23 protein-coding genes are annotated in these 25,209 nt (G+C 64.9%); 17 read left to right on the top strand and 6 right to left on the bottom strand.

What is annotated here, in order from left to right; genetic code table 11:
- The 9 genes from H926_RS28330 to H926_RS0117130 all read left to right on the top strand — a co-directional run.
- A partial coding sequence (locus H926_RS28330) for an NAD(P)-dependent oxidoreductase (RefSeq protein WP_051146417.1) occupies positions 1-724 on the top strand: 724 nt, incomplete at its 5' end.
- A complete protein-coding gene (locus H926_RS0117165; RefSeq protein ID WP_022677415.1) occupies positions 721-1,746 on the top strand; it encodes an amidohydrolase family protein in 1,026 nt (341 codons plus the stop codon). The genes H926_RS28330 and H926_RS0117165, both read left to right, overlap by 4 nt.
- Positions 1,743-2,216 (top strand): protocatechuate 4,5-dioxygenase subunit alpha, encoded by a 474-nt coding sequence (ligA, locus tag H926_RS0117160; RefSeq protein WP_022677414.1) that lies wholly within the window; start codon positions 1,743-1,745, stop codon positions 2,214-2,216. The genes H926_RS0117165 and ligA overlap by 4 nt, the downstream gene beginning before the upstream one ends.
- 2 nt (positions 2,217-2,218) lie before the next feature.
- Complete coding sequence (locus H926_RS28325; protein WP_022677413.1) at positions 2,219-3,079, top strand: class III extradiol dioxygenase subunit beta; 861 nt, start codon at positions 2,219-2,221, stop codon at positions 3,077-3,079.
- 185 nt (positions 3,080-3,264) lie between these two features.
- On the top strand, positions 3,265-4,209 hold the full coding sequence (locus tag H926_RS0117150; protein ID WP_022677412.1) for a Gfo/Idh/MocA family oxidoreductase: 945 nt from the start codon (positions 3,265-3,267) through the stop codon (positions 4,207-4,209).
- A gap of 90 nt (positions 4,210-4,299) precedes the next feature.
- A complete protein-coding gene (locus H926_RS0117145; protein ID WP_028658166.1) occupies positions 4,300-5,091 on the top strand; it encodes a CmcJ/NvfI family oxidoreductase in 792 nt (263 codons plus the stop codon).
- Positions 5,092-5,225: 134 nt separating this feature from the next.
- Entirely contained in the window at positions 5,226-7,739 is a 2,514-nt protein-coding gene (locus tag H926_RS0117140) for a TonB-dependent receptor (protein WP_022677410.1), read from the top strand.
- Between the two features lie 147 nt (positions 7,740-7,886).
- A complete protein-coding gene (locus H926_RS0117135) occupies positions 7,887-9,383 on the top strand; it encodes a carotenoid oxygenase family protein (RefSeq protein ID WP_022677409.1) in 1,497 nt (498 codons plus the stop codon).
- Complete coding sequence (locus H926_RS0117130; protein ID WP_022677408.1) at positions 9,380-10,306, top strand: NAD(P)H-binding protein; 927 nt, start codon at positions 9,380-9,382, stop codon at positions 10,304-10,306. Before H926_RS0117135 ends, H926_RS0117130 begins: the two co-directional genes overlap by 4 nt.
- Positions 10,307-10,442: 136 nt before the next feature.
- Here H926_RS0117130 and H926_RS0117125 read toward each other — a convergent pair whose 3' ends face one another.
- Positions 10,443-11,315, bottom strand: a complete 873-nt coding sequence (locus H926_RS0117125) for a dienelactone hydrolase family protein (RefSeq protein WP_022677407.1) — start codon at positions 11,313-11,315, stop codon at positions 10,443-10,445.
- Positions 11,316-11,394: 79 nt separating this feature from the next.
- Entirely contained in the window at positions 11,395-12,342 is a 948-nt protein-coding gene (locus H926_RS0117120; RefSeq protein ID WP_022677406.1) for an SDR family oxidoreductase, read from the bottom strand.
- A 72-nt stretch (positions 12,343-12,414) separates the two neighbouring features.
- Between H926_RS0117120 and H926_RS28320 the strand changes: the two genes are divergently transcribed.
- A complete protein-coding gene (locus tag H926_RS28320) occupies positions 12,415-13,134 on the top strand; it encodes a nuclear transport factor 2 family protein (protein ID WP_028658163.1) in 720 nt (239 codons plus the stop codon).
- Between the two features lie 131 nt (positions 13,135-13,265).
- Here H926_RS28320 and H926_RS31020 read toward each other — a convergent pair whose 3' ends face one another.
- The gene (locus tag H926_RS31020) at positions 13,266-13,775 is read right to left on the bottom strand and encodes a MarR family winged helix-turn-helix transcriptional regulator (protein ID WP_022677404.1); all 510 of its coding nucleotides are present in this window, start codon (positions 13,773-13,775) and stop codon (positions 13,266-13,268) included.
- Positions 13,776-14,020: 245 nt separating this feature from the next.
- On the opposite strand from H926_RS31020, the gene H926_RS0117105 reads away from it, so the two are divergent.
- The 3 genes from H926_RS0117105 to H926_RS0117095 all read left to right on the top strand — a co-directional run bounded on the left by H926_RS0117105 (position 14,021) and on the right by H926_RS0117095 (position 18,526).
- Positions 14,021-16,453 (top strand): TonB-dependent receptor, encoded by a 2,433-nt coding sequence (locus tag H926_RS0117105; RefSeq protein WP_022677403.1) that lies wholly within the window; start codon positions 14,021-14,023, stop codon positions 16,451-16,453.
- A gap of 151 nt (positions 16,454-16,604) precedes the next feature.
- Positions 16,605-17,015, top strand: coding sequence for a nuclear transport factor 2 family protein (locus H926_RS28310; RefSeq protein ID WP_022677402.1), 411 nt, complete (start codon positions 16,605-16,607; stop codon positions 17,013-17,015).
- 38 nt (positions 17,016-17,053) lie between these two features.
- On the top strand, positions 17,054-18,526 hold the full coding sequence (locus H926_RS0117095) for an aldehyde dehydrogenase family protein (protein WP_022677401.1): 1,473 nt from the start codon (positions 17,054-17,056) through the stop codon (positions 18,524-18,526).
- A gap of 78 nt (positions 18,527-18,604) precedes the next feature.
- On the opposite strand, the gene H926_RS28305 is transcribed toward H926_RS0117095, so the two are convergent.
- The 3 genes from H926_RS28305 to H926_RS0117080 all read right to left on the bottom strand — a co-directional run bounded on the left by H926_RS28305 (position 18,605) and on the right by H926_RS0117080 (position 20,346).
- Positions 18,605-19,093, bottom strand: a complete 489-nt coding sequence (locus tag H926_RS28305) for a hypothetical protein (RefSeq protein ID WP_148291783.1) — start codon at positions 19,091-19,093, stop codon at positions 18,605-18,607.
- Between the two features lie 111 nt (positions 19,094-19,204).
- Positions 19,205-19,945: an SDR family oxidoreductase gene (locus H926_RS0117085; protein WP_022677399.1), complete on the bottom strand. Its 741-nt coding sequence runs from the start codon at positions 19,943-19,945 to the stop codon at positions 19,205-19,207.
- Between the two features lie 11 nt (positions 19,946-19,956).
- A complete protein-coding gene (locus H926_RS0117080) occupies positions 19,957-20,346 on the bottom strand; it encodes a nuclear transport factor 2 family protein (protein WP_022677398.1) in 390 nt (129 codons plus the stop codon).
- A gap of 132 nt (positions 20,347-20,478) precedes the next feature.
- Between H926_RS0117080 and H926_RS0117075 the strand changes: the two genes are divergently transcribed.
- From H926_RS0117075 to H926_RS28300, 4 genes are all read left to right on the top strand, one after another.
- The gene (locus H926_RS0117075; RefSeq protein ID WP_022677397.1) at positions 20,479-21,336 is read left to right on the top strand and encodes a hypothetical protein; all 858 of its coding nucleotides are present in this window, start codon (positions 20,479-20,481) and stop codon (positions 21,334-21,336) included.
- 158 nt (positions 21,337-21,494) lie between these two features.
- Complete coding sequence (locus H926_RS0117070) at positions 21,495-23,702, top strand: PQQ-dependent dehydrogenase, methanol/ethanol family (RefSeq protein ID WP_022677396.1); 2,208 nt, start codon at positions 21,495-21,497, stop codon at positions 23,700-23,702.
- 20 nt (positions 23,703-23,722) lie between these two features.
- Positions 23,723-24,220 carry a DUF3237 domain-containing protein gene (locus H926_RS0117065; protein ID WP_022677395.1) on the top strand — a complete coding sequence of 166 codons (498 nt, stop codon included), beginning with the start codon at positions 23,723-23,725 and terminating at the stop codon, positions 24,218-24,220.
- Between the two features lie 103 nt (positions 24,221-24,323).
- Positions 24,324-25,124 carry a hypothetical protein gene (locus H926_RS28300; protein ID WP_148291782.1) on the top strand — a complete coding sequence of 267 codons (801 nt, stop codon included), beginning with the start codon at positions 24,324-24,326 and terminating at the stop codon, positions 25,122-25,124.
- The last annotated feature ends 85 nt before the right edge of the window (positions 25,125-25,209 follow it).

Below are 25,209 nucleotides of genomic sequence, written 5' to 3'. Positions count from 1 at the left end.
GGAAGAAGCCGGGGTGATGGCCGCCGCCACCGCCGACAGCGCCCTGGGCGGCGCCGGCCTGGTGCTCAGCCTGGTGACGGCCGATAGCGCGCTGCCCGTCGCGCAGGAACATGCCGCCATGCTCGCCCCCGGCGCGCTGTTTTGCGACATGAACTCGGTCGCTCCCGATACCAAGCGCGCTGCCGCCCGGGCGGTGGAAGCGGCCGGGGCGCGCTATGTCGATGTGGCGGTGTTGGCCCCGGTCAATCCCGCGCGGCTCAAGGTGCCGCTGCTGGTCTCCGGCCCGGCTGCGCACGATGCTGCCGTCGCGCTGCAAGAGGCTGGCTTTACCAATGTGCGCGTGGTGGGCGATGACGTGGGCCGCGCCAGCGCGATCAAGATGATCCGCTCGATCATGGTCAAGGGCGTGGAAGCCTTGACCGCCGAGATGATGCTGGCCGCCACCCGCGCCGGCGTGGTCGAGGAGGTGCTGTCCTCGCTCGACGCCAGCGAGAAGGGTGACAGCTGGTTCACCCGCGCCGCCTACAATATCGAGCGGATGACCACCCACGGCCTGCGTCGCGCGGCCGAGATGGAGGAATCCGCCAAGACCCTGATCGGCCTTGGCGTCGAACCCCTGATGACCACCGGCACCGTCGCGCGCCAGCGCAGCCAGGCCGGCCACACCATCCCGTTTGAAAGCACAACGCCTATGGCAGCCAACACCAAGGAACCGGCGGAATGACCATGATCATCGATTGCCACGGCCACTATACCGTGCTGCCCAAGGCGCACGACGCCTGGCGCGAGGCGCAGAAGGCCGCGTTCAAGGCGGGCGAGCCCGCGCCGCCCTATCCCGACATTTCCGATGACGACATCCGCGAGACGATCGAGGCCAACCAGCTGCGCCTGATCAAGGAACGCGGTGCGGACATGACGATCTTCTCGCCCCGCGCCAGCGCCATGGCCCCGCACGTGGGCGATCAGAGCGTGGCCGTGCCCTGGGCCCAGGCCTGCAACAACCTGATCGCGCGGGTCGTGGCGCTCTATCCGGAAACCTTTGCCGGCGTGTGCATGCTGCCCCAGTCGCCCGAGGCAGACATGACCAGCTCGATCGCCGAGTTGGAGCGCTGCGTGACGCAGCTGGGCTTCATCGGCTGCAATCTCAATCCCGATCCGGGCGGCGGGCATTTCAAGCATCCGCCGCTGACGGACGAATTCTGGTTCCCCTTCTATGAAAAGATGGTGGAACTCGATGTGCCGGCGATGATCCACGTCTCGGGCAGCTGCAACCCGGCGATGCACGCCACCGGCGCCTATTATATCGCGGCCGATACCATCGCGTTCATGCAGCTGCTGGAAGGCGATCTGTTCAGCCGTTTCCCCACGCTGCGCTTCATCATTCCGCATGGCGGCGGCGCGGTGCCCTATCACTGGGGGCGCTATCGCGGCCTGGCCGACATGCTCAAGAAGCCGGCACTCGACGGGCACCTGATGAACAACGTGTTCTTCGACACCTGCGTCTATCACCAGCCCGGCGTGAACCTGCTGGCCGAGGTGATCGAGACCAAGAACATCCTGTTCGGTTCGGAAATGGTCGGCGCCGTACGCGGCATCGATCCCCAGACCGGCCACTATTTCGACGATACCAAGCGCTATGTCGACGCGCTGAACATTTCCGACGCGCAGCGCCATGCGATCTTCGAAGGCAATGCCCGCCGCGTGTTCCCGCGCCTTGACGAGAAGCTGAAGGAGAGAGGCCTGTGACGACCACCAAGGGCGCGCCGGACGCCAAGCCGCGCGACATTCATGCCTATCTGGCCGAATTTGACGATATCCCCGGCACCCGCGTCTATACCGCCGCGCGGGCGCGCAAGGGCTATCATATCAACCAGTTCGCGATGAGCCTGATGAAGGCCGAAAACCGCGCGCGGTTCAAGGCTGATGAGCGCGCCTATCTCGATGAATGGCAGATCAGCGAGGAAGGCAAGCAGGCGCTGCTGGCGCGTGATTACAACACGCTGCTGGATATGGGCGGCAACGTCTATTTCCTCTCCAAGCTGTTCTCGTCCGATGGCCTGCCCTTTGCCGAGGCGGTTTCGACGATGACCGACATGACCTGGCCGGAATACCGCCAGATGATGCTGGAAGGCGGCCGCTCGCCCGAAGGCAATCGCTCGATCAAGGAAAACCTGGCCGCCGCCGCGCGGGCCCAGGAAACCGGGAAGGACAACTGACCATGGCGCGGATTACCGCAGGCGTCGGTTCCAGCCACGTGCCCCTGCTGGGCGTGGCGGTGGACCAGGGCAAGACGGGTGACGATTATTTCGGCCCGATCTTTGCCGGCTATGAATGGACCCGGCAGTGGGAAAAGGAACAGAAGCCGGATGTGATCATCCTGGTCTACAACGACCATGCTTCGGCCTTTGACATGAAGATCGTGCCCACGTTCGCGATCGGCTGTGGCGAGCGCTACAAGCCAGCCGATGAAGGCTGGGGCCCGCGCCAGGTGCCCGAAGTGGAAGGGCATCCCGATCTAGCCTGGCACATCGCGCAGAGCCTGATCCTCGATGAATTCGACATGACGATCATCAACGAGATGGACGTGGACCACGGCCTCACCGTGCCGCTCTCGATGATGTTCGGCCAGCCCCAGGCCTGGCCGGCCAAGGTCATCCCGCTGGCCGTCAATGTCGTGACCTATCCGGTGCCATCGGGCAACCGCTGCTGGGCGCTGGGCGAGGCGATCAAGCGCGCAGTGGAAAGCTTCCCCGAAGACCTCAACGTGCAGATCTGGGGCACCGGCGGCATGAGCCACCAGCTTCAGGGCAAGCGCGCCGGCCTGCTCAACCGCGAGTGGGACAACAGGTTCATGGACCTGCTGGTGGGCGATACCGACGCCGCGCGCTGGATTCCGCACATCGAATACCTGCGCGAAACCGGCTCGGAAGGGATCGAGATGGTCATGTGGCTGATCATGCGCGGCGCGCTGGGTGACAAGACCCGCCTGCTGCACAAGCATTACCACATTCCCTGCTCCAACACCGCGATCGGGCACCTCGTGCTCGAACCGGTCGAAGAAGAAACCGTGCCGGCCTAAAGCAAAGGCACACGTCCATCTCCCCTCCCGCGCGCGGGAGGGGCCGGGGGAGGGCATGTTCCAGTGCGCTCCCCCAAGCCACGTTTCCAGGAGGGGCAACAATCCCTCCCCCACACCCTCCCGCCAGCGGGAGGGGAGATTGCAGAGCCCCTGCCCACGCGGGGCGCTTAACAGGAGTTACCCCCATGCGTATTGCCCTGGTCGGTGCCGGCGCCTTTGGCGAAAAGCACCTCGACGGCCTCAAGAATATCGATGGCGTCGAAATCGTTTCGGTGATCAGCCGCCGCGCCGATCAGGCTGCGGCCGTGGCGGCCAAGTATGGCGCGCGCCATTCCGGCACCGAACTGGAAGAAGCGCTGGCACTGCCCGATGTCGATGCGGTGATCCTGTGCACGCCCACGCAGATGCATGCCGAGCAGGCGATCGCCTGCATGAACGCGGGCAAGCACGTCCAGGTGGAAATCCCCCTGGCCGATAGCTGGGCCGATGCCGAAGCGGTGGTGGCCAAGCAGAAGGAAACCGGGCTGGTCTGCATGGTCGGCCACACCCGCCGCTTCAACCCTTCGCACCAGTACGTGCACAACAAGATCAAGGCCGGCGAATTCAACGTCCAGCAGATGGACGTGCAGACCTATTTCTTCCGTCGCAAGAACATCAACGCCAAGGGCGAAGCGCGCTCGTGGACCGACCACCTGCTGTGGCACCACGCGGCCCACACGGTGGACCTGTTCGCCTACCAGGCCGGCAAGATCGTCAAGGCCAATGCCGTCGAAGGGCCGATCCACCCGGAACTGGGCATCGCCATGGATATGTCGATCCAGCTCAAGAGCGAAAGCGGCGCGATCTGCACGCTCTCGCTCTCGTTCAACAACGATGGCCCGCTCGGCACGTTCTTCCGCTATATCGGTGATACCGCCACCTATATCGCGCGCTACGATGATCTGGTGAACGGCAAGGAAGAGCCGATCGATGTCAGCCATGTCGATGTGTCGATGAACGGCATCGAGTTGCAGGACCGCGAATTCGTCGCCGCGATCCGCGAAGGGCGCGAACCCAACAGCTCGGTGGGCAAGGTGCTCGATTGCTATCGGGTATTGGGCGAACTGGAAAAGCAGCTGGCTGCCGGTTAAGCCACAGGATCAGGCCCGCCCATCGTGGCGGGCCTTTTTTGGTGGGGCCACGGCGCAATCATGGCGCCGGGCCTGGGAAAGGATGCAAGGATGGAAGCGGTAATCGCCTATTCCGGGCGCGGCCTGGCGCGTCCGCGCTATTACGCCAACGCCCACGATCGCGACGAGGTGGAGATCGCGCCGCTGGCCATGCCCATCCGCGACGCGCGCGGGCGCGGCACCAGCCTCGACGTTGAAGGCTTTGAACTGGTGCGCGATCGCAGCGCGGTGACCGACTTTGCCGATGCCGCGCAGGTCAAGGCCATCCACGTTCCCGAAATCGCCACGCTGATCAAGGACTTGACCGGGGCCACCCGCGTGGAGGTGACCGGCGCTGGGCTCTTGCGCTTTTCCGAACGCTCGGGCCGGGCCGGCAGCCTCGACAATTCTATGCCCGCACGCTTTGCCCATATCGACGTGTCGCCCGCCACGGCCCTGTCGATGACGCAGCGCCTGGCGGCCGGGCGCCCGCATGCCCGCGTGGCGCAATACAACGTGTGGCGCGCGCTCTCCGCCCCGCCGCAGGACGTGCCGCTGGCGCTGTGCGATGCGCGCAGCCTGTCCCCGGCAGACTGCATCGTCGCCGATGCCATCTTCGATCCGCCCGGCGGCGCGCCGGAATGGTCGTTCGAAAGCTATGTGATCGCGGCAAATCCCGCGCATCGCTGGAACTGGTTTTCCAACCTGACGGCCGATGAAGCGATCGTGTTCAAGACTTTCGACAGCGATCCGCGCCGTGCCACCCATGTGCCGCACGTGGCCTTCGATCTGCCCGGCTGCCCCGCCGATGCGCCGCCGCGCGTCAGCATCGAAATGCGCGCCACTGCCTTCTGGGAGGTGTGAGGCGAGGCACTTGTGCAACAGTTATGAATTATAATCGTCCTACTGTTATTTCGCATTGCTGAACGTTTCGCATATGTGATACCTAAGATTTCAGACCGGAACCATCCGGCTGCTATCCTTGGGAGGATACCGAAATGGCGTTTTCACGCTGCGATCTGCTGTGCTCGGCAGCCGCTTTGCTGTCGCTCGTCGCCACCCCCGCGCTGGCCCAGTCAGCGCCCGAAACCCCGCAAAAACCCGCCGAAACGGCCGGCAATACCACGCCTGAAATCGTCGTGACGGCGCAGTTCCGCAACCAAAAGTTGCAGGATACGCCGCTGGCCATCACCGCCGTCAACGGCGCCATGCTGGCCGCGCGCGGGCAGACCAACATTTCCGAAGTGGCGGCGCAAACCCCCAACGTGACGCTGGCCCCGCAAAATCAGTATCTTGGCCCCGGCATCATCGCCTTCATCCGCGGCGTCGGGCAGTCTGACCCCAACTTCGCCCTCGAACCGGGCGTGGGCATGTACGTGGACGATGTCTATCTGCCCACGCTGACCGGCTCGCTGCTCGATCTGATGGACCTCGACCGCGTCGAAGTGCTGCGCGGGCCGCAGGGCACGCTGGCCGGGCGCAACTCGCTGGGCGGGTCGATCAAGCTCTATGGCGTCAAGCCCAAGGGCGACAATTCCGGTTCGTTCGAAGCGACCTATGGCAGCTATCATCGCGTTGATCTGCGTGGACATTTCGATCTCAAGCTGACCGACAACCTGGCCATGCGCGTGTCGGGCGTGAGCAAGAACCGCGATGGCTATGTCAAGATCCTCGACTATGCGCTGACCCATCCGGGCACCAATGTGCCGACGATGGCCACCGGCGCCAACCCCCAGGTTGGCACGCTGGGCGGCACCAGCTTTGCCGCCGGCAAGGTGGCGCTGCGCTGGACGCCCGACGCCAATGTCGAGGTCAACGTGTCGGCCGACTATACGCGCGAGCGTGACGAGCCGGGCGCTTCGGTGCTGATCTATGGCAACAACATCGCCCAGTTCGCCGGATCGCCGGTCACCAAGGACCCCAACCGCGCGTGGCTCTATGGCACCAATGGCGCGCCGATCCCGCTCGATTGCCGGTTCGTGCCCAACGGTCGCAACAGCTGCGACACGCTCAGCGGCTATGACAAGCGCTATGTCAGCTATGCCACGTTCTATGATGCGGCGCGGCCGGATCACCAGGTGCCGTACAAGCCCCTGGCGCTCAACCGCCATTCCAACCTTGATAACTATGGCTTTGCCGGCACGATCGACTGGACGCTTGGGCCCAGCCTGGCGCTGAAATCGATCACTGCCTATCGCCACTATGATTCCGACTGGTCGTTTGCCGAAAGCGCGCCGGTCGTGCCCTCGATGCTCAACCAGGCGCAGAGCAATTCGCAGTGGAGCCAGGAACTGCGCCTGACCGGCAAGGCGCTCAACAACACGCTCGATTTCGTGCTGGGCGGGTTCTATTTCCACGCCAAGGGCATGTTCACCGGCCGCATCGACCTGAACTATGCCGGCATCGATTTCCTGCACGGCCCCGATCCCACGCCGGCCACCAACAAGGCGGTCTTTGCCAATGCCAGCTGGAAGCCGTTCGAAGCGTTCACGCTGACCGGGGGCCTGCGCGAATCGTGGGACCACAAGGAATATGGCTATGTCCGCCACAATCCCGATGGCTCCACTATCCAGCCGTGCACCGGCTATCCGTTTGGCGTGAACCAGCCGCCCAACTGCGCGCTCGCTGCGCTCAACGGGCTGTACAAGACCTTCGATGCCTCGCGCCTCGATTGGCGCGTGGCGGCCGACTATCGCGTCTCGCCCCAGTTGATGACCTATGCCCAGGTTTCCACCGGCTATCGTTCGGGCGGCGTCAACCCGCGTCCGTTCTATCCCAGCCAGGTGGAGGATTTCCGGCCCGAGACGATCACGGCCTATGAAGTTGGCTTCAAATCGGACCTGTTCGATCGCCGCCTGCGCTTCAACGTTTCGGCGTTCTTCAACGATTACAAGAACATCATTCTGACGGTGCTGAATTGCCCGAACACCGCCGGGTTCCCCACCACGCCCTGCCTCCAGCCCAAGAATGTGGGTTCGGCCCATGTGAAGGGGATCGAGGTGGAAACGACCATCCGCCCGATCGATCATCTCTCGATCGATGGGTCGATCTCGTGGCTCAAGTTCAAGTATACCACGGTCGATACTGCCAACACTGGCGTGACGGCCAGCATGGTGCCGCCCTATACGCCGGAATGGAAATGGAACGCCGGGCTGTCCTATGACATTCCCGACGTGCTCAAGGGCCTGGTCACCGTGCGCCTGGACGGCAGCTACCAGTCGCACATCTATGTCGATCCCACCAATGTCGATACCGCGCCGATCCCTGCCGCCACGCCCAGCCCGCTGGCATTCCAGACGGCAACCAACCGGATCGACGACTATTTCCTGGCCAACGCCCGCGTGACCTGGAAAAGCGATGCCGATACCTGGTCGGTCAGCGCCGAAGTGCGCAACCTGACCAACAAGTATTACTTCACGTCGATGACGGCCAATTTCGGCCCGATCGGCACCAGCGCCGGTGCGCCGGGGCTGCCGCGCACCTGGGCGGTGACGGTGAAACGCAACTTCTGATCAAGCGTTACCGAAATGTGCCGGCCTGACGGCGCATGCTGGGCCTCCTTCCCATCCGGGAAGGAGGCCTTTTGTTTGGCCGAATGCTCTTGAAAACCGGGCGTCGCGTGGTAGAACAATGCTAACAATTGATAACGTGAGGATGCCATGGGCGACTTTCCGCCAACCCCCTATTTCATCGGGCTGAACGCGCCCGTGGGCACTGAACTGGCGCTCGAAGGGCTGCCCGTCGAAGGCACCTTGCCCCCCGAGGTGCGCGGCGCCTTTTTCCGCGCCGTGCCCGATCCGGCCTTTGCGCCCAAGTTTGCCGACGATCACACCCTGTCGGGCGATGGCATGATCAGCCGCGTGCGGTTCAACGCCGATGGCACGGCCGATTATGCCATCCGCTTTGTCGAAACCGCGCGTCACCAGGCGGAAAAGGCGGCGGGCCGTGCGCGCTTTGGCCGCTATCGCAATCCCTTTACCGACGATCCCGATATGGCCGGGGTGGATCGCACCGTGGCCAACACCACCCCGGTGTGGCACGCCGGGCGGCTGTTGATGACCAAGGAAGACGGGCGGCCCTATCGCATCGATCCGCACACGCTCGATACGCTGGGTTCGTTCGATTTCGATGGCCTGCTCAAGTCCGAAACGATGACCGCGCACGTGCGCATCGATCCTGATAGCGGCGACCTCTATTTCTATGGTTACGAGGCCGATGGCCTGGCCTCTACCAAGGTGGCCTATGCCCGCGTGGGGGCCGATGGCGCGCTCAAGTCGGAACAGTGGTTCGATGCGCCCTATTGCGCGATGATGCATGACTTCACCATTTCGCGGAACTGGGCGCTGTTCCCGGTCTATCCGACCACGGCCGAGCTGGAGCGGATGAAGGCCGGCGGCGAACACTGGCACCACGAGCAGGGCCTGGAATCGTGGCTGGGGGTGATGCCGCGCGATGGCGATGTGAAGGACATCAAGTGGTTCCAGGGGCCCAAGGGGGTCTATTGCTATCACATGATGAACGCCTGGGAGGATGCCGAGGGGCTGCTGCATTTCGACCAGTGCCTGTCGAGCAGCAATGCCTTTGCCTTTATTCGCGAGCCGGCCGGCCTGTTCCTGCAACCCTGGGAGATTACCGGCGGCCTCACCCGCTGGACGGTCGATCCGCGTGGGCCGGCTGGCCCGGTCACGGAAACGGTGATCGGCCCGCCGGGCGATTTCCCGATCATTCCGGCCAAGAGCCAGGGCCGTCTTTACAAGACGGGGTGGATGCTGACGATGAACCCCGATCGGCGCGGGCCGCCGGTGATGGGCGGGCCGGTGCTGGGCATGTTCGACATGCTGGTGCGGCTGGACGGGATGGACACCGCCAGCCCGCAGATCACCCAGGCCCTGCCGATGGAGCCGGGCTGGTGCTATAACGAGCCGGTGCACGTGCCCAGCGCCACACCGGGCCACGATGGCTGGCTGGTGATGATGGTGGACCACCAGATCGGCGAGGACGCGTTCGAGCATTTTGCCTGGGTGATCGATGCCGGCAACCTGGGGGCAGGGCCGGTGGTGACGGTGCAGATCCCCACCCGCCTGCGCCCGCAGGTGCATGGCTGGTGGGTGCCCCAGGCACAGCTCGATGCCGTGCGCACAGGCGGGGCGGCATGACGCGGATCGTCATCACCGGCGCATCGGGCAACTACGGCCGCGGCGTGGCCGATGCCCTGGTGGCGATGGGCCGCGCCGCAGACCTGATCCTGATCACGCGCAAGCCCGACAAGCTGGCTGCGCGCGCGGCGCAGGGCTGCGTGGTGCGGCAGGGCGATTTCGATCATCCCGCCACGCTGCCCGCGGCCATGGCCGGCGGCGATGTGCTGCTGCTGATTTCGGGCACACGCGTGGGCGCGCGGGTGGTGCAGCACCAGGCGGCGATCGATGCGGCCGTGGCCGCTGGTATCCGCCACATCGTCTATACCAGTTTCATCGGCATCGATGATCCGGCCAACCCGGCCGAAGTGCGGCACGACCATATCGAGACCGAGCGCCTGATCCGCGCCTCGGGTTGCGCCTTCACTTTCCTGCGCGACGCGCATTATGCCGACGCGATGCTGCTGATGGCCGGGCCACAGGTGATGCAGAGCGGCACCTGGTATGCCAATGCCGGCAATGGGCGCGAGGCGATGGTCTGGCGCGACGATTGCATTGCCAGCGCGGTGGCCGTGCTCACCACCCCGGGCCACGAAAACCGCATCTACAACATCACCGGGCCACACCTCGAAACCTTTGCCGAGGTGGCTGCCATGATGGCCGATGTGACCGGCTGTCCGGTGGCCTACCACGACCTGAGTGACGAAGCGCAGTATGCGCTGTTTGACAGCCTGGGCATTCCGCGCCGCCCGGTGGACGATCAGACCGTGGCCGGCGTGCCGTGGAACAGCGACGACATGGTCACGTTCGGCCGCGCCATCCGCGAGGGATTCCTGGAAATCTGCACCGACGACGTGGAGCGCCTGACCGGCCGCCCCGCGCGATCGACGCGCGAGATGGTGGAAGCCAACGTGGCCATGCTGCGCGCGGCGGCGGGGAAGTAGGGGGCGGGGCCCCTCCACCAGCCTGCGGCTGGTCCCCCTCCCCGTCGGTGACCGGGAGGACCTTGGCGATCCTCCCCGTCACCGACGGGGAGGGGGACCGCCCGCGCAGCGGGTGGTGGAGGGGCTTGGACCTAGATCACAGCGCCTTGGCGTAGAGCGCGAGCAGCTTGCTCCAGACCTTTTCGGCCTGGACCTTGTCATAGACCGGCGCGTCGATCGTGCACCAGCCGTGCTGGGCGGGGTAGACTGCCACGTCGGCCGGGCGGTCTGCCGCGGCGGCGGCATCTTTGAGGGCCGTCTTGTCACCGGGCGCACGGGCATCGTCGTTTTGCGCAATCGCGAAGATGAACGAGGCCTGCGTCTGGCCGAGCAGCTTGTGCGGGCTTTGCGCCGTATCGTTGACCAGGTTGGCGCCGTGGCACGACACCGCCGCGCCAATGCGGGCGGGCCGGGCATAGGCGGCAAACACGGTGTAGGGGCCGCCCATGCAATAGCCCTGGGTGCCGATCTTGTGCGCGGTATCGACCTGCGGCTGGCGATCGAGCCAGTCGACATAGCTGCCGGCATCGGCCTGGATCTTTTCCGGTGTCAGCGCCTGGATCATCGGCTGCAGCTTTTGCTGGCCTTCGGGCGTGCGCCAGGCGGCGAAATCGGGCAGCACCGGCGCCGGGCTGTTGCGGTAATAGTGGTTGATCGCCAGCACCGCAAAGCCCGCCGCAGCGAGGCGCGTCGCCATGGTCTGATAGGCTTCCCGCAGGCCGGCGATATCGGGCCAGAGCAGCACGGCCGGGTGCTTGCCCTTGGCCGGATAGACGAAAAAGCCATCGGCGGTGCCGTCGGCGGTTTCGATCGTGACCGGGCGCGACTCCGTGGCAAGGCCGGCAGGCGCTGCTGCCACGCAGCCCGGCGCGATCGCCAGAGTCGCCGCGCCGGCGCCAATGGCGGCGAATTGCCGGCGGTTGATCGCCAGCCACTGGGCGTTGTCGTCTTCGGTCAAGCTGTCGCACATGGCGCGTCTCTCCAGAACCTGTTCCCCGTCCGCGCGTGGTCTAGCGCAGACCGGCGGGGAAGCGGTATCGGTATTTGGTTCAGGTCAGATCGGCGAGGCCCACCGCGATGCCGGCCTTGGCCTGGGCCATGGCAGCGCGGCGCAGGCGTTCGATTTCGAGCCGGGCGGGCGGCGCCACTTCATCGGGCAGCGCGGCCATGCTGGCTTCGTAGATCTCGCGAAAATCGTCGGCGAATTCGGGGTGGGTCAGGATCAGACCATCGCCGCGCGCCATGCCGGCAAAGACCTTTTGCCCCACTTCATACGGGTCCATGCCGGCGTCGAACGCGGTGCCGAACTGGCGCAGCTCCGCCTCGCTCACCGGAGCAAAGCCGCTCTGACCGAATGCATCGGGGCGCTTGAGCGCGCTGTCCCAGGCATTGGTGCGGGTCAGCGCGGGGCAGCACAAAGCGCAGCCGATGCCATGCTGCGCCAGATTATAGCGCAGCGATTCGGTCAATCCCCGCACGGCAAACTTGCTGGCGGTATAGATCCCCGCCTGCGGGCCGGGCAGGAAGGCGGCCATGCTGGCGATATTGACCACGCTGCGTTTGCCGCTGGCCGCCTTGATCGCGGGCAGGGCGGCGACCAAGCCATTGGCCACGCCGCCAAAGTTGACACCCATGATCCAGTCGTAATCGGCATGGCTGGCTTCGTCGGTGTTGCCGAACACGCTCACGCCGGCATTGTTGACCAGCACATGCAGCGCGCCGAAATGCGCCACCGTCTGCGCCACCACGGCGGCCCAGCGGGCGCGATCGGTGACGTCGAGTGGCAGGAACAGCGGCGCCGGGCGGCCCTCGGCGGCGAATTGCGCGGCCACGGCGGTGCGCTGCGCCTCGTTGCGATAGGTCAGCGCCAGCGCCAGGCCGGCATCGCTGAACGCGCGGGCCACGCCCAGGCCGATGCCGGTGCCTGCCCCGGTGATGAGCGCCACCTGCCCGGCCCAGCCTCCAACTCCGCCAGCCGTGTCGTGTTCAGCTTGCATGGTTTTTCCTCTCGCCATCCGTTTTATAATCGTTAGTGTTGCATACTAACAAAGAGAATGGGAGAGCCTATCGTGAGCGACCTGGAACAGCGCCTTGCCGCCCTGGAAACGCGGGTGACACAGATCGAGGATGTCAATGCCATCCGCCGCCTGCAATGGGCCTATGGCTATTACATCGACTATAACCGGCCAGAGGAAGTGGCCGGGCTGTTTGCCCGCGATGGCGCGGTGGTGTTCCTGTCGGGCGAATACCGCGGCTATGAAGGGATCATGCGCCTATATGGCACCTGGTTCCAGAACCTGTTCACCGGCGGGCGGCGCGGGCCGGTCAAGGGCCTGCTGCTCGACCATTTCCAGTTGCAGGACGTGATCACCGTGGCGCCCGATGGACAGAGCGCCCAAGGGCGCTTCCGGGGCATCCTCGCCGGCGGGTGGCACGATGCGATCTTGGATGCCAAGCCCGAAGGCATGCCGCAGCAGTTCTGGGAATCGGGCATCTACGAAAACGATTACGTCAAGGAAGACGGCGTCTGGAAGATCAAGCGGCTGGACTACATGATGCAGTGGCAGGCCGATTATGAAACCGGCTGGGCCAAGACCACGGCCCACCTGCAGCCGGCGGTGATGTGCTATCCCGAAAATCCGATCGGGCCTGATGTGATCCTGCCCGAAACGCAAGTGCGCGAGACCTGGCCGCACCGCCAGGAAGTGCCGATGAGCTTTGCCCACCCGGTGCTGGCCGCAGCCTTTGCCGTGGGAGATTTCACCCCGCTGCAGAAAAAGTGGCCTTGAGCGATGCACTAGCGGGACCCCGGATCAAGTCCGGGGTGACGATAAAAAGAGAACCAATCTATCAACTTACCGTCACCCCGGACTTGATCCGGGGTCCCGCTTCCTTCGGTGCGGCAAGTGCGGTCGTGGTGTCAGCCGTCGCTAACGCCTTCCCACTGCGTCATCCGCGCCAGCAGGCGGCCGGAGGCGCGGCGGAAGGCGGCGCGGTCGCGCGCGTTGAAATCGGCGAACAGCTGGCGACTCACCTGGGCCATGGCCGGCACGGTGCGATCGAACATGGCCTGGCCGGCCGCGCTCAGGCGGAAGGGTTTGCGCCGACGGTTGCGCAGGTCTTCGCCCGGTTCGACCAGGCCTTTTTGGTGCAACGCAACAAGCGCGCGGCTGACGTTCATCGGCGGCACGCCCATGATCTCTGACAGCTCGTGCCCGGCCATTTCGCCTTCCCCGCCCAGCGCCAGGATGATGCGCAGATCGGTGGGCGCCAGGTCCAGCGGCTCGGCCACACCGGTGCGCATGGGATTGGAAACAAAGGTGGCAAGTTTCAACAGGTCCACCAGCAGGGCGGCATCCTCGTCCACGCCATCCATGGCGTTGCGGGGTGGTTCGGCGGGGGCTGCTGGCGGCGGCGTGCGGCTGGTCATGGCACTTACTATGACAACCTTGGCAAGCGCGGCAAGGGGCCGCATGAATTGCTGCGCCGCACGGTAAACGGCCCGGATTTCTGCGGGTTTTTCCGGCGCGGCACGCGATAGGGCTTGTTGTTGGATTGCATCAGATGTTATTATCCGGGTGCGGCTGAAAACGCCCTCTTGCGCTCTGCTAATTAGTATGCCTAACTAACAAACAGAACGAGGCTCGATAACGGGCCGATCCAGGAGAGGGGCTTATGGCCAGCATGATTCCCAACACGCATTTGGTGCGGCTGTTTGCCGCCGGCAGCGCTACTGCCATGGCATTGGCCCTCGGCGCTGCGGCGCACGCTGCCGAGCCGGCACCCCAGGCCCAGGTACCAGCCCCGCAGGCCGCGTCGCCCCAGGGTGATGCGCAGGCCGCCGCCGCTGGCGATGACCAGGGCATCCGCGAAATCGTAGTGACCGCGCAGTTCCGCAACCAGCGCCTGCAGGATACGCCGCTGTCGATCACCGCGGTCGACGCCGGGCTGCTCGCCGCGCGCAACCAGACCGATATCTCGCAGATCGCGGCGCAGGCGCCCAACGTGCAGCTCACGCAGATGGGCGGCGCCTATGGCTCGTCGATGGCGGCCTACATTCGCGGTATCGGCCAGGCGGACTTCAATCCCGCCTATGAACCGGGCGTGGGCATCTATGTCGACGATGTCTATTATGCCACGCTGACCGGCTCGGTGATGGACCTGCTCGATCTTGAGCGGGTGGAAGTGCTGCGTGGGCCACAGGGTACGCTGACCGGCCGCAACTCCATCGGTGGCGCGATCAAGATGTTTTCGGTCAAGCCGCAGCCGGGCGATTCCGGCCAGATCGAAGCGGTCTATGGCGCGCGCAACCGCGTCGATCTGCGTGGCAGCCTCAACTTCCAGCTGGCCGATGGGCTCTATGCCCGCGTGTCGGGCGTGTACAAGCGCCAGGACGGCTATGTCGACGTGGTCGATTATGGCTGCGCGCACCCGGGCAACAGCCTGGGCCTGACGGCGGGGGCCAACGTGCCAACCAACTGCGTTACCGGCAAGCTGGGCGAGAAGAACTATTCCGGCCTGCGCGGATCACTGCGCTACAACCCCAATGACCGCATCGATTGGGTCGTCACCGGCGACTATACCTACGAAAACCGCTCCAACGCGGCCGGCGTGGTGACGGTGGACGATACCACCAAGACCGACGGCATCAATTTCATGTGCGGCCCGCGCTGCACCTATGCCAGCTGGTACATGGGGGCCGGCGGCCAGGCGGCGCAAAGCTATTCGATGCCGCGCAACACGGTGTTTTCCGGCTGGGGCGTTTCCAGCAACCTCACCGTGGGCCTGACCGACGATCTCAAGCTGGTGTCGATCACCGCCTATCGCAAATACAAGCAGACGTTCGGCACCGACGACGATTTCACCCCCGATCCGAACATTGCCGGCGCCGGCTACAACGACTTGCGCTTCCACTTCTTCAGCCAGGAACTGCGCCTCAACGGCAAGATCGGCGATCTGGCGGACTGGACGGTCGGCGGGTTCTACAACGACCAGACCTCGGTCTATTTCACGCGGCAGGACATCCGCTACATCGGCCATGGCGCGCCGTTCCTGTTCCTGCAATTCCAGGGCAACGACCCGGTCAACGCCAACAGCAAGGCCGCGTTCGGCACGCTGATCCTGCACCCGGCGCCGGGCCTCAACGTCACCGGGGGCCTGCGCTACACCAAGGAGCACAAGGACTATACCTTCGTGCGCCAGAACTGGGCCGGCGGCCCGCTGGTCGATCCGTTCGGCGTGGGCGCGCTCAATGGCTCGGTCGCCAACTACAATGGCAGCAAGCTGGACTGGCGCCTGTCGGTTGACTATCGCTTCAATCCGCAGCTGCTGGCCTATGCCACGGTCAGCACCGGCTTCAAGGGCGGCGGCGTGACGGCGCGGCCGTTCACCAAGAACCAGGCGGTCAACGGCACGTTCACGCCCGAAACGCTCACGGCCTATGAAATCGGCATCAAGTCTGACCTGTTCGATCGCAAGGTGCGCTTCAACCTTTCGGGCTTTGTGAACGATTACAAGAATATCCAGCTCAACCTGGCCGATTGTTCGGTGCTCGACGGGTTCCCGATCGGCACCGATCCGTTCCCGTGCGCCGCGGTGGGCAATGCCGGCGACGGCAAGATGTGGGGCGCTGAAGCGGAATTGACCGCACGCCCGGTCGAAGGGCTGGACATCGACGCCACGCTGAGCTGGATCGACGGCGAATGGAAGCGCCTGGGGCCGACGGTGGGCCAGTCCATCCAGCTGCAGGACCCGATCGTTACCCCGCACTGGCGCGGCAGCCTGGGCATCCAGTACCGCATCCCGGTGGAAGGCCATGGCTCGCTCACCCCGCGGTTTGACCTTGCCTATACCGGCAAGCAGAACATCGGCCGCCTCACGCCCACCAGCGCGCTGGACTACAACCCGGCCTTTGCCCTGGGCAACGCGCGCCTGACGTGGCGGAACGAGAAGGAAGACCTCACCGTCGCGTTCGAAGTGCAGAACGTGTTCAACAAGTACTACTACCTGCCGATCCGCTTCTCGGCGCTCTATGCCTCGGCCGGCACGGTCTACAGCAATGTGGGCCGCCCGCGCGAATGGGCGCTGAGCGTCGCCAAGAAGTTCTGATCGCTTTTCCGGTCATGAGGGGAAAGGGGCAGCCTTTGCGGGCTGCCCCTTTTCGTTTGGTAGATGAAACGCACGGATTGTGCTTGCCCTGACCGTATCATTTGTTAGCGTTGACGAAAGGCCGAATCCGGCCAGGCCAGGGGAGAGACCGATGCTCGATCGCGCCGGCTATGAACGCTATCTCGCCGCGTTCAACGCCAGGGACTATGACGGCGTTGCCGATTTCTATGTCGATCCGCCGCGCATGGAATTCTTTGGCATTGTCATCACCGCCCGGGAAGAGCTCAAGGCATTCTATGCCTGGCTGCATTCCTGCGTGAAGGAAACCGTTTCGATCCATAACTTTGCCGCCAGCGAGACGGCAACTGCGGTGGATGCGATCGTGCGGATCGAAGCGCTGCGCGACCTGACGCGCGACGAACTGGATGCCAAGGGCGCAACCGGCTTCTTCCCCATCCGCGCGGGCGAGGTGCAGGAAATCCGCCAGTTCATCTTCTACACCACGCGGGCTGGCCGGATCGAGAAGGTGGAATGCGCGCTGCCACCGCCGCTTGCCGCCTGAACCATTTGGCCTGCCGCGTTCGATCAAAGGAATTGACCATGCTGCTTCCCCACGGCGTTCATATCGCCCATCCCGAACGCCTCTATATCGGCGGGCAATGGGTGCCCGCGCACAGCGGTCGCCTGATCGAGATTATTTCGCCTGATAGCGAGCAGGTGGTGGCCCGCGTGGCCGAGGCGGACGCGGCTGACATGGATGCGGCCGTCGCGGCGGCGCGCGCGGCGTTCGATCATGGCCCCTGGCCGACCACGCCCCCGGCGCAGCGCATTGCGGCATTTCGCGCCATGATCGATCATCTGCGCCCACGCGCCGATGAACTCGCCCGCGCCTGGACCGCGCAGATCGGCGGGCTGGCCAGCTTTGCCGGGCCGATGCACCAGGGCGCGCTGTTCGCGCTCGACGGCATCGCTGGCTTTGCGCAAGACTTTCCGTTCATCGAGCAGCGCCCCAGCCATGCGGCGGTGGCCGCGCTGATCGTGCAGGAACCGGTCGGCGTGGTGGCGGCCATCGCGCCGTGGAACGGCCCGTTCGGCATCATGGCCAACAAGGTGGCCTATGCCCTGCTGACGGGATGCTGCGTGGTGATGAAGCCATCGCCCGAAACCCCGCTGGAAGCCTATCTCATTGCCGAGGCGGCAGAGGCGGCGGGTCTGCCGCCCGGCGTGGTCAACCTGGTGCCCAGCCACCGCGAGGCGGCCGATCACCTGGTCAACAATCCCGGCGTGGACAAGGTGAGCTTCACCGGATCGACCGTGGCGGGCAAGCGCATCGGCCAGGTCTGCGCCGGGCGCGTGGCGCGCTGCACGCTGGAACTGGGGGGCAAGTCTGCCGCGATCGTGCGCGACGATTTCGCGATCGATCATGCGGCCAAGCTGTTGACCGGCACGATCACGATGATGAGCGGGCAGGTCTGCGCGATGCTGAGCCGGGTGATCGTGCCGCGCGCGCGCCATGATGAACTGGCCGATGCCATCGCCCGGGAAATGCGCGGCGTGGTGATCGGCCACAGCGATGACCCCGCCGCCCAGTTGGGCCCGGTGGCAATGCAGCGCCAGTTGGAGCGGATCGAGGGCTATATTGCACAAGGCAAGGCCAGCGCTGACCTGGTGACCGGCGGCAGCCGCCCCAGCCATCTCAACCGTGGCTATTTCATCGAGCCGACGCTGTTTGCCAATGTGAACAATGCCGATGCCATTGCCCAGGAAGAGATCTTTGGTCCGGTGCTGGCGCTGATCCCGGTGGAGGACGAGGAAGAGGCCGTGGCGGTGGCCAATGCCAGTGCCTATGGCCTCAACGGTTCGGTGCTGACGCACGATGCCCAAGCTGCCTGGACGATCGGCCGACGCATCCGCACCGGCGGCTTTGGCCAGAACGGCCTGCGCATGGATTTTGGTCTGCCGTTCGGCGGCTTCAAGCAATCGGGCGTGGGTCGCGAGGGCGGGCCAGAAGGGCTGATGCCCTATGTCGAAACCAAGACCATGCTGCTTGATGCCCTGCCCGAGGGGCTTTGAGCGCGGAAAACAGCAAGGCCCGGCCGCACTAGATCGCGGCCGGGCCCCTCGTCTGTTCCCGCAATCAGGCGCGCCTGATCAGTACGGAATCGGCTCGTTGGTAAAGGCGTTGGCAAAGTCGCCCGGCAGCATCACGGCCGAACGCCCGCTGACCAGCATGCTACCAAACACGGCAGCGACGGTGTTGCCCTTGCCCTCCTGGCGGTGGGTGCCCTTCATGGCATAGGTCTTGCCGCCCACGGTGATCTTTTCGAAGGTCACCTCGAACTTGCCCGACTTGCCGCCGATCGCCTTGCCAGTCTTGAACGTGATCGCACCTTCAACATGGCTACCGCGCGGGATCACCACCTGGCCGCCGTCCGTCACGTCGTTGACCACGGCAAAGCCGACCTTGTCGCCCAGGTTGATCTTCTTGGACGAGATTTCCGCCTCGGGCGTCAGTTGGACCATGGTGTTGGCCGGCAGGGCCTTGGCCGCCGTCTGTGCCACGGCCACCGGCATGCCCAAGCCGAGCGGTGCAGCGACGCACAATGCGAGCGCCGCGGCTTTGAAAAATCCTGAAGTCACCCCAATTCCTCCCCATGACGAAACGTCCGTGTGCATCGACGTATCGGCAACCCATGGTTGTAACAAGACGATATTATCCGACACACATTCCAAAATGGTGGCAACTCCATCTCATCCCAACTCCAGACACCCCCCATCGACATAGAGATCAACGCCGTTGATGAAGCTGGCCTCGCGGCTGGCCAGGAACAGCGCGGCGCTGGCGACTTCTTCGGCTGTGCCCATGCGGCCGATTGGCACCACGGCCGAGAGCATGTCGCGCATGCCGGCGATCTGTTCGGGGCTGGCATCCCGCTTGAAGATTTCGGTCTCGGTGGGGCCGGGGCTGATCAGGTTGACGCGGATGCGGCGCGGGAGGAGTTCCTTGGCGACGATCCGCGCCATGGCGCGCAGGCCTGCCTTGGCGGCGGCATAGGCAACGTTGCCCGGCACGGCGGCCAGCGATCCGATCGAGCCTGTGATGACGATGGCGCCGCCATCGCGCATCAGCGGCAGCGCATTCTGGATCGCAAAGAACGCGCCGCGCAGGTTGACGGTGTGGATATCGTCCCAGAACGTCTCGGTCACCTCGGGCACCATGGCAAAGCCGCCGACGCCGGCGTTGACGAACAGCACGTCGATGCCGCCCAGCACCTGCTCGATCTCGGCCAGGGCAGCGCGGGTCTGCTCCACATCGCCCATGTCGGCGCGCACCGCCAGCGCGCCGAGTTCCTCGGCCGCCTCGTGCAGGGTTTGCGGGTTGCGGCCGGTCAGCGCCAGGCGCGCGCCCTCTGCCGCGAACTGGCGCGCGGCGGCAAGGCCGATGCCGGAATTGCCGCCGAGGATAGCGACGCAGGTGTTGTCAAAGCGCATCGTGGGGCCTTTCAAAACATCGGCAGGGGATTGACCGGTGCGGTCGGCACGTCCTGGATCACGTCCCAGTGCTCCACGATCATGTCATCTTCGCACCGGAAGATATCGACCACGGCCAAGCCGGGATCGCCCGGCCAGCGCTGCACATGGGTGTGCACCACGACGTGGTCGCCATCGACGAAGCTGCGATGGATGGTTTGCCGGGCATCGGGCGATTCGTGGCGGACGCGGTCGAGAAAGGCCTTGAGCGCGGGCACGCCCGGCTCTGCCAGCGAGCTGTGCTGGACATAGCTGGGCGCGATGTAGCGATCGACCGCACCGCTATCCATCGCGATCAGCACATCGTGGTACATCGCCAGCACGCGATCGAGCAGGGCCTGTTCGGCGGGCGTTCTGGACATTGGCATTTCTCCCGGGCTGCATCTGCGGCAAGAGGGTATCTCCCCCCTTTCATTCTAACAATTGATAGGATATGTCGGTTGCATAACCGCGTCAAAGGCTTGTTGCCCCAAGGCCGCGAAAAGGGAGAGACGATGGACCGCGAGGCCCTCTATGCCGCACTCGATGCCTTTCTGGCTGCCCTCGGCCAAGGGGCTTCGGCCCAGGTCAACTGGGCGAGCGATGCGCTGTTTTCCGAAAACAATGTCATGCTGGCCACCGACGATGGCGTGTGGGGCACGGTGCAGGGGCTGGGCGATTATCGCCTGCGCTTTGCCGATGTGCGCACCCGCCAGGTCGGCTATTTCGGCACGCTGATCGAGGCGATCGAGGAATCGGCACTGACCGTGCGGCTGGCCCTGAACGAGGCGGGCGAGGTGGCGGAGGCCGAGCTGCTGATCGTGCGCCAGTCGGACAGCGGCATCAAGTTTGAAAACCCGCGCTATTGGGACAAGCCGATCCTGCACCGCGAGCCGGAAAGCCCGGTCGATCGGGCCGGAATGGTGCGGCTGTCCAACGGCTATTTCGACACGCTGCAGCGCAACGATGGTACGATCCACACCCGCTTCCACCCCGATTGCCAGCGGGTGGAAAACGGCGTGCAGACCACGCGCAACCCGGAATTCGCCAAGATCGTGCCGGTATCCGCGCTGGGCTGCGAAGAACAGTTCCGCATGGGCAACTATCGCTATGACGACGAACTGCGCGCGCGGCGCTTTCCCCTGGTGGACGAGGAGCGCGGGCTGGTGCTGGCGTTTGGCTTCATCGATCATTCCGGGCGGATCGACGAGTATCAGCTGACCGATGGCCGCACCGTGAAAAGCCCGGTACGCCGGCCGCACAGCTTCTACATCTCCGAGCTGTTCAAGATCGACCACGGCATGATCGAGCAGATCGAAGCCAACTTCATTACCGTGCCCTATCGCATGCCCAGCCCATGGGATGCGCTGTGATGCGCGCGGTTTGGGGATGGTTGCGGGGGGCTTCGACAGGCTCAGCCCGAACGGCTCACTTTACCTGGTTCCCATTTGCCCTGAGCTTGTCGAAGGGCCGTGCGGGGCGCGCGACTGCGGGGGGCTTCGACAAGCTCAGCCCGAACGGCTCACTTCACTTGGTTCCCGTTCGCCCTGAGCTTGTCGAAGGGCGCTGGCGCAACCTGGCCATTCTGGCTTCGGCAAGCCTGACGCTGGCCGCGGCCGCGCCGCTGACGCAGCGCGCTGGCAACGAGTGGATCGAGCCGGGCGGGGACCCAGGCAAGACGCATTGGTCCACGCTCGACGCCATCAACCCGGCCAATGTGGCGCGGCTGGGCCTGGCCTGGGAAGCAGACCTGGGCACCGCGCGCGGGCAGGAAGCCAGCCCGGTGATGGTGGGCGGGGTGCTCTATGTCGCCGGCAATGCCGGGCGCGCCTATGCCTATGACGCGGCGAGCGGGCGCGAACTCTGGCGGTTCGAGCCGGAGGTGGACATGCAGCGCAACCGCACCGCGTGTTGCGACATGGTCAACCGCGGGCTGGCCGTATCAGGCGGCAAGGTGTTCATCGCCGCGCTCGACGGGTGGATGTACGCACTCGACGCCAAGACCGGCGCCGTGGTGTGGAAGACCGATTTCATCGAGGACCGCAAGCGCGGCGACAATTCCACCGGCGCGCCCGAAGTGGCCGGCGACCTGGTGGTCATCGGCATGGGCGGCGCGGAGTATGACGTGCGCGGCTATGTCACGGCGCTCGATATCAAGACCGGGGCGATCCGCTGGCGCTGGCACGTGGTGCCGCATGATCCCGCGCTCGGCCCACAGGAAACGCCGGAGCTGGAAGCCGCGCTCAAGACCTGGGACCCCAAGAGCCGCTGGGACGTGGGCGGCGGCGGCGCGCCGTGGGATGCGATCAACTATGATCCCGAAACCGGTTACGTGCTGGTCGGCACCGGCAATGGCGGCCCTTATGCGCGCTCGAAACGCTCGCCTGCCGGCGGCGACAATCTCTATCTCGGCTCGCTCGTCGCGCTCGACCCCAAGACCGGGCGGATGGTCTGGCATTACCAGGAAACACCCGAAGACAATTGGGATTTCACCTCTACCCAGCCGATGATCCTGACGCACATGGCAGTCGACGGGCAGACGCGCGGGGTGATCCTGCATGCGCCCAAGAACGGCTTCCTCTATGTGATCGATCGCAAGACCGGCCAGGTGCTGCGCGCCAATGCGATCGCGCGGGCCAACTGGATCAAGGGCTTCGAGCCGGGCACGATGAAGCCGATCCTCAATAGGGAAGCTGCAGACTATACCGATGGGCCCAAGATCGTGTTCCCCTCCACCGTGGGGGCGCGCAACTGGTTTCCGGCGGCCTATAGCCCGCAGACCGGCCTCTATTACGGATCGGTTGCCGATATCGGCAACCTGATCTTCATGACGCCAGGCGCCAAGCCCTATCGCGCCCGCGCGCTCAACAACGATGCCGCGCTGATCTTTACCCCCGATGTGGTGGCGGCCACGGAAACGCTGCCGCCGCCGATGGCGCAGGCGGTCAAGGCGCTGCCGGCCTATGCGCAGGCCAAGGCCGATCCGGGCAAGAGCCAATTGCGCGCGATCGATCCGCTTACCGGCAAGACGGTGTGGGCGGTGGACAGCGAAGGCTGGCAGGACCGTGGCGGCGTGCTGGCCACGGCATCGGGCCTGATCGTGCAGGGCACGCTGTCGGGCAAGCTGGTGGTGCGCGATGCGCGCAATGGCGCCGTGCTGAAAAGCATCGAGACCGGCAGCCCGATCATGGCCGCGCCGATCACCTATGCCGTGCGCGGCGTACAGTACATTGCCGTGCAGGCCGGCTGGGGCGGGGGCGGCTGGGCCTTTACCCCGCGCTATTCGGCCGCCTACAGCCGGGGCAACCAGAACCGCCTGCTGGTCTTCCGCCTGGATGGCAGCAAGGTGCCGCTGCCGCCGCTGCTGCCCCCGCTGGAGGTGGCGCCGCCGCCGCCGGCCCAGGCGCCTGGGGTGACGGCGGCCACGATTGCGCGCGGGCAGGGGCTGTTCTTTGCCAACTGCGCGATCTGCCATGCCAATATCCACCGTTCGATGGCGCCAGACCTGCGCCGCATGCAGCCCGGCACGCACGAGGCGTTCAAGCAGATCGTGCTGGAAGGCGCGCTGCTGCCGGCCGGCATGCCACGCTGGGACGATGTCTTGCGCCCTGATGATGCCGATGCGATCCATGCCTACCTGATCGATCTGCAGGGCAAGACGCGGGCCGATGAACTGGCCAAGCAGAAGGCCGGCAAGCCGCTCGACGGGCCGAGCCTGACCATCCTTTCCAACTATTGAACCGAACGGGCCGCTTCCTCATGGACTTTTCCACGCTCGACAATCCCCGCCTGGAGTTTGCCTTTGCCTGCACGCTGAAATTCACGCGGGTGCAGATGATCCCCGACTTGCCCAGCGGCGGCATGCGCAGCGCGGTCTATGTCGACGAAGGCGTGTTCGAAGGGCCGCGCCTGAAAGGCCGGGCAGTGCCCAATTCGGGCGGGGACTATGCCTTCTTCCGCAGCGATGACACCGCCGTGTTCGATGCACGCTATGTGCTGGAAGTGGACGATGGCACGCTGATCTACATGCAGAACAAGGGCTTTTTGTGGGGGCGCGAGGCCGGCACGATGGATCGCTTGCGCGCCTGGGCCTTTGCCGGCGGCGCGCCGGTTCCGCACGCCGAATACTATCTGCGCGCGCAGCCCACGTTCGAGACCAGCAAGGGCCCGCACGACTGGCTGACGCGGCACGTATTCATCGGCGTGGGTGAGCGGCGCCCGGATGGCAACCACGTGAAGTATTACGCGCTGACCTGACCAGCCCACAGGGGCACGTTGGCATTTTGTAATTATCTTCGCGATCGCCGCTTTGCTATCGGCGGCGCTCCTTTGAGGGGCGTGTGGCATGGCGTGGCGTGTGGTGAGGCAGGGTGTGGCCCTGGCAGCGATGGTGGGCGGTGTGTCGGCAACGCAGCCGGCCCTGGCCGCGCCAGAGGAAATCCAGGTCTACATGGACGAGATGGACCAGCCCGGCCATTTCGGCCTCGATACCCACATCAACTATGTGGCCGATGGCACCACCACCGATGACTATGCCGGCGCGCAACAGGCGCTGCACCGCCTGCGCGTCACCCCCGAATTTTCCTATGGCATCACGCCCTATCTGGAAGCGGGGCTCTATCTACCGCTGGCGACGCTTGATGGGCAGGGCCGGCTCGATCCCGGCGGGGTAAAGACCCGGCTCAAGTTCATCGCCCCGCGCCGCCCCGGACAGAACTGGTGGTGGGGCGCCAATTTCGAGATTGGCCACGTCGATCACAAGCTCGACATCAATCCGTGGAATGCCGAGCTGAAAGGCATCGTCGGCACGCGGCTGGGCAAGTGGACCTTGGCCGAAAATGCCAATGTCGATTTCGTGGTGTCAGGCCCGGTCGGCCATTCGCCCGAAGTCGAGTTTGACACCCGCGTCGCCTATGCGATGACGAAGAAGGTCTCGCTGGGCATCGAAAGCTATAACGGCACGGGCAGCTTTGCCCATTTCGGCAACCTGCACGGCAGCGACCAGTCGATCTATGCCGTGGCCGACGTGGACCTGGGGCGCTGGGCGCTCAACCTGGGGGTTGGGCACGGCTATGGCACGAATGCCGATACCACGATCGTCAAGGCCATCGTCAGCCTGCCGTTCGAGCGCATCCTGGGGCGCCGCAACGCGGTTGATTAGGGCGTGTGGACGGGTTCAATGGCGAGGGGAACGACTTAGATTGGTGGTTGGCTGACGTTGCGCAGTGATTGCAGGCATGGTGCAC

The sequence above is a fragment of the Novosphingobium sp. B-7 genome (assembly GCF_000410615.1).
In the GTDB taxonomy this organism is placed as follows: Bacteria; Pseudomonadota; Alphaproteobacteria; order Sphingomonadales; family Sphingomonadaceae; genus Novosphingobium; species Novosphingobium capsulatum.
The sequence above is the reverse complement of the archived record's forward strand: the minus strand, read 5'-3'. Positions and strand labels throughout refer to the sequence as shown.